This is a genomic window from Algoriphagus sp., from assembly GCF_024642405.1.
In the GTDB taxonomy this organism is placed as follows: domain Bacteria; phylum Bacteroidota; class Bacteroidia; order Cytophagales; family Cyclobacteriaceae; genus Algoriphagus.
On record NZ_JAHEBC010000285.1, the window covers coordinates 1 to 5057 of the forward strand.

General features: G+C 38.7%; 6 protein-coding genes. 5 read left to right on the forward strand and 1 reads right to left on the reverse strand.

What is annotated here, in order from left to right; all coding sequences use genetic code 11:
• On the reverse strand, positions 1-325 hold a 325-nt coding region (locus Q0L68_RS16195; RefSeq protein ID WP_296705191.1), incomplete at its 3' end, for a hypothetical protein.
• Positions 326-779: 454 nt separating this feature from the next.
• On the opposite strand from Q0L68_RS16195, the gene Q0L68_RS16200 reads away from it, so the two are divergent.
• The 5 genes from Q0L68_RS16200 (at position 780) to Q0L68_RS16220 (ending at position 4899) form a co-directional block, all read left to right on the forward strand.
• Complete coding sequence (locus tag Q0L68_RS16200) at positions 780-923, forward strand: PepSY-associated TM helix domain-containing protein (RefSeq protein WP_366938414.1); 144 nt, start codon at positions 780-782, stop codon at positions 921-923.
• 92 nt (positions 924-1015) lie between these two features.
• Complete coding sequence (locus tag Q0L68_RS16205; RefSeq protein ID WP_296705192.1) at positions 1016-2299, forward strand: phosphatidylserine decarboxylase; 1284 nt, start codon at positions 1016-1018, stop codon at positions 2297-2299.
• Between the two features lie 223 nt (positions 2300-2522).
• The gene (locus Q0L68_RS16210) at positions 2523-3554 is read left to right on the forward strand and encodes a YncE family protein (RefSeq protein ID WP_296705194.1); all 1032 of its coding nucleotides are present in this window, start codon (positions 2523-2525) and stop codon (positions 3552-3554) included.
• Between the two features lie 67 nt (positions 3555-3621).
• On the forward strand, positions 3622-4488 hold the full coding sequence (locus Q0L68_RS16215; RefSeq protein ID WP_296705195.1) for a hypothetical protein: 867 nt from the start codon (positions 3622-3624) through the stop codon (positions 4486-4488).
• 135 nt (positions 4489-4623) lie between these two features.
• Positions 4624-4899, forward strand: a complete 276-nt coding sequence (locus tag Q0L68_RS16220) for a hypothetical protein (protein ID WP_296705197.1) — start codon at positions 4624-4626, stop codon at positions 4897-4899.
• The last annotated feature ends 158 nt before the right edge of the window (positions 4900-5057 follow it).

Here is a 5057-nt window from a genome sequence, read left to right on the forward strand (position 1 = left end):
TAGCGCTGCCCAAAGTAGCATCAAAGCTATGTAAAAGGCCACGCCCCATACCTGGCCCAATGGCCAATAGTCCGGTAGCTATCATGTACCGAATATGAGGTAATGACTGTTTTCGATTGACCATCGCCAAGGTCCAAAAAATAGCAAAGCAGATCAACCCACGGGAGTCCAAGGCTATAAAAGTAAGCGTATCATGCATGGGTACATCGAACTCGATAGCTCGCCAATAGCCATGCTTGCCAATTAGGTAGAGGGATATAATAATGGCTGGCCCTAGAACCCAAGAAACCTTTCCTATTCTGCGGTGCAGCTTTGGGCGACCCATATAAAGAAGTACAGGTTGCAGAACCAAAAGTACCAACCAAGTCATCAACAATGCCCCATGGACATGTATTGTGGGCGTGGCATTTTCGAAAGTTGGAAAATGACTGGTGTAGCTGGAATAAAAACCCCACTGAGTTCCTAAAACAATAAACACCATCAAGATAGCCGTATTCCGAAAACTCTTTTTCATAGAATAATCTAGCTTGTTTTACTCTGCATTGCAAATGATTTTTTTCCTCTCCAGAAATAGTACTCTAAACTAGTTCCAGTCCTCGTTTGGGAAAGTGTCTTTTACTCCTCTCTCGTTGTGAAATCGAACATTGTTATAACTAGGTAGATTTGTAATTCCACATTTTATTCTAACCAATTTTTATTATCATGATCAATACACAGGAGATCTAATTGAAGGAAATTTTCAAAATGGCATAGCTGTAAATCGAAGTACTTTTAATCAAATAAACTTCTTGGTTTATGAAATTCATTTTGGTTCTGCGTTAGGACTTCCAGGGAGAATATTCGCTTTTTTGGCTTCTTTAATTGCGGCTTCACTTCCCATCACCGGATTTCTTGTTTGGCTGAACAAAAGGAAAAAGAAATAAAAACTCACCAGGTGATCAAGATATTACCAATTCATTAAATAGTATTATTCTTAGGTTTTTATTAATTTAGAAAGAACCATTTTTCTTAACAGATGAAAAAATTAAGCCCTTTTATCTGGAGTCTTTTACTTTTTGGAATACTCTATAGTTGTAATCCCGTAGAAATAAAAACAGGTTATAACCCAATTACTCAGGAATTAATTGAACTCTTAAATACAAATCCAGAAGTAAATGATCTATTGCGATCTTCAATAGAACATGCTAGACGCGTAAACCCAGACCCTAAAACCAATCCAGTTCAATCATTGGATCATTATTTTGATTTTGTATCTCGAACAGAAAACGGCATGCCATGGAGTTTATATGAGAAAAAAGACAGCATCGAGGTATATTCTGATATCAGTAAAAGCTTGAGATATTTTTATTTTTTAATCAACCAACCCCTCCCTGAGCTCGAAGGCAAAGGGCTTTATGATAACACCATTCAGTATTCTGAACCTTTTGCTACCTGGTTAACAAAGTTCAACAAGCATTGGGGACATTACCTTTCGTCAGAGGATTCTTGGAATGAAACCTACTATCAGATGGCAAAATCAGATACCCTATTTGGATTGAGCAGTACATGGTATGAAGATCCTTCAAATTGGAAATCTTTCAATGATTTTTTCGCTAGAAAGCTTCGCTCCCCAGAAGAAAGACCGATCACAGCTCCAGAAGACAATCAAATAGTCAGCTCCTCAGCAGATTCTAGACCAATCGGTTCTTGGAAAATTGATGATAAATCAGTGATTATTTCTGAGAATGGAATTCCTGTTAAATCCGCCACCTTTCGTTCCGTTTCCAAACTGATTGGAGAAGAAAGTCCTTATGCAGAAGCTTTTAAAAACGGAACTTATATACATTCTTTTTTAGCCATTAATGATTACCACCGTTACCATTTTCCTTTAAGCGGAGTAATCAAGGAAGTTAGTTTGATTCAAGGTTTGGGAGTGGCAGGTGGAACGCTGAATTGGGACGCTCAAAACCTTCGATACGCTTATAATCCAACAGGTATAGACTGGCAAATGCTTGAAACAAGAGGTTGTATTATACTGGAAACAAGGGAATTTGGGTTAGTTGCACTAATTCCCGTGGGAATGGCCACAATTAGCTCAGTGAATTTTGAAGAATCTGTGAAGGTTGGAACTTATGTCAAAAAAGGAGACCCTTTAGGATATTTTCTTTTTGGAGGCTCTGATTTTGTGATGTTATTTCAGGAACATGTGGAGTTTATCTTGGATGCCCCAAAAATGGAAGGTGGCTCAGGATATCAGCACAGATTGATGGGTGAGCGAATTGGATTTCTTTCATTGAAGAAGGAAGAGTTACAAAATTGATTTCTTCTAATTGAGAAAGTTTAAGAGTAGAATGGGGAAATAAAAACTTAAAAATCATAATCAAATGATTTCTATTTCATCTTCTAAAAACCCTTCAAAGCTTTAAAGTTTTTTAAGTTCAAAAGCATTTTCAGCAAGCAGTTGACAAGAAGACAACATTCAAGACAGCACAGGACGATCCAAAGAGGTGGTTTTCTTAACTACTACTATCCAATTTCCAGCCATGATAAAATCAAGTTGTTTTTTGCTAGTTCTGATTACGTTTCTCCTGATTGGGAAACAACCCTTACTAGCCCAAGTAGAGAACCGGGCAGTTGATCCAAATTCTCCGGTAGTGAGCTTTGGCCCTACTCCGAAAGAGGCCTTGCTTTTGGGCGAGAAGGCTGCGGGCCGTCTAGTGATTATCGATCCCGAAACATTGGAAATCGTAGCCCGAATTCCGGCAGGAGGAAATCTTCATGAACTGGCAACCGACGGAAAGTACGTGTACATCGGTTCGAATCTTCCTGGAATCACAGTGGTGGATGCGATTTCTCAAAAGCGGGTTGAGCCCATTGATATCAGTGCATTTGGGGACCGTCATGCGATTACTTTCGCAGGAAGTCATCTTTATCTGGGGCATGAGACCAACCGCCTGATCACACGTTATGATCCGACAACCAAGACCTTTGATGAGGTCATCGGGCTCCCCGGTGGATCACACATGCTCATCGTCACTCCCGATGAACAGCGAATCTTTACTGCAAGCAGCAATGGCCAAGTGATTTCTATTATTGATCGGGTAACCAATGAAAGAGGCAGGAAAAATTTTACTTTCACGAATTTCCCAGGTGATACCCGCATGGAAGGCATGGCGCTATCACCTGACGGCACCGAATTCTGGGCGCTTCATATGCATGCGAAAGAAATATCAATCATTAACGTGCCGGAAAAGAAACTAGTCAGTACTATTTCGTTTGAAGGAGGTTTGAACAACCGTATTAAGTTTACGAAGAACGGAAAATATGTATTGATGAATGAGTTGCAAGGAAACGAGCTGAGAGTCTGGGATGTGGCAACACGTAAAGAGGTAAAGCGAATTGACGTAGGTGCCGGGGGTGAAGGCATCTTCATCGATCCGATACGTCCAAGAGCATACTATGCGGTAAGTGCTGGAAATAAGCTTGTCGTGATCGATACTAACACATGGACTGTGATCAAAGAAATACATGACCTTCAGAACCCTGATGGTATGGATTGGTTTATGTCGAAGTAAAATTAGAGATGCTTTTAATCTTCGCATTTTTGTAAAAGTTCTCATTTTATAGAAACTTTAGTTTCTCATGGTTTCAAAACTAATGTCTATCCGAACCACATTTTTCCTACTTATTTTTCTATTCCCACTTTTCACTTTTGCTCAAAGCATCATTCCACCCTTACAATTCCAGGCAAGGCAAGCGAATGCAGAAACCGGTTCGGCTTTTATGCAGCGGATGATTCCATTGCCTTTAGAAGAGCGGGAGGAGGAAATCTACCAAGCCTTTGCAGCTGGAAATATGCCTGATTTTCTAAGAGAAACTATTCGGCTAAAAGGGACTTTCACAGATTCCCTTGGTCAGTCACATGAACTTATTTATGAAGTGATGCCGGATTATCTGGCTATTGGATCTAATGAGGATTTTTGCCGTATTCCCATGAACCCAAACACAGCTCAGCGACTAGCTAATTTATTTGGTGGTTCAATGATCACATCAAAAATATCAGATCATATTTATGAAAATGCCTCCGTGAAACTTGCTCCCTTTTTTTACAAACCAGTTGGTCGGGAAAATGAAAGTATCGAAAAGTTTATCCTCCATAACGAGCAAATAGAAAAGCAAAAATCAGAAGCCATGGGTCAAAATGGGCAGCTGATCGCCGGAATTAAAAAGGATGTGATCCTATCCAATCGTATCACAAATTCTCCCAATAAAGTAGTGATTTACGGTTGGCATCAACTCAATGGTATTCCCATCCAGCCCGTTTACAGCGGGCATGTAGATTGGTATGTGGATTACAGCCATGGCATTCGATTGATGAATCAACAAGTGATCCTCGATGGAGAGGTGGTTTCGGTATCCAAAATTTTGAGTGACCCGATTCTTTATACGTTATTGAGCAATGAAAATAGCCCTATGCTACAAACAGAGTATATTAATTCAGGAAAATAAGGTGTAGCTAAACAGGAATCTGTAATTTTAGTTTTAACAACGTCAAGAGAAAACTAGGAATAAACAAAGTAGATTAGTAAGTCAGGATTTTAAACACGTATTGGTTTTAGAATAATACTTTACAGATACATTGATATGGAAAAAAAGAGTTTTACCAAGATGACTGATGAAGAATTATTAGTCGAAAAAAAGAAGTTAAAAAAATCTAAAATTATCCACGCAACTATGATTGGTTTTCTTGCCGGAATACTGATTTTCGGAATTATTGCTTGGAGTTTATCTCCGGAAAAAAAATTAGGATTTATTATCCCCATGCTTTTTCCAATATTTTTCATTTACCAACTGGTTAAAAATTCAAAAAAGAACAAGGATTTTGAAGATTTCCTAAAAGGTCATGACCTGAAAAAGTGAAAAATAGATTTTACCACGATAAAATCTAAACCGAATTAAGCTGCATCAGAAACTCATAAAAAGGATAGATAGACCTGATATAGATTGATTGTCACCCACTTAATTTGGTTTGAAAAGGCACTCATTTATTTTATTGAATTTGCAATACATGGAGTTAT

What these genes read in the sequence shown, in the direction of transcription:
- Q0L68_RS16205 (WP_296705192.1), top strand. Translation starts at nt 1,016, where the DNA reads ATGAAAAAATTAAGCCCTTTTATCTGGAGTCTTTTACTTTTTGGAATA.
- Q0L68_RS16220 (WP_296705197.1), top strand. Translation starts at nt 4,624, where the DNA reads ATGGAAAAAAAGAGTTTTACCAAGATGACTGATGAAGAATTATTAGTC.
- Q0L68_RS16215 (WP_296705195.1), top strand. Translation starts at nt 3,622, where the DNA reads ATGGTTTCAAAACTAATGTCTATCCGAACCACATTTTTCCTACTTATT.
- Q0L68_RS16210 (WP_296705194.1), top strand. Translation starts at nt 2,523, where the DNA reads ATGATAAAATCAAGTTGTTTTTTGCTAGTTCTGATTACGTTTCTCCTG.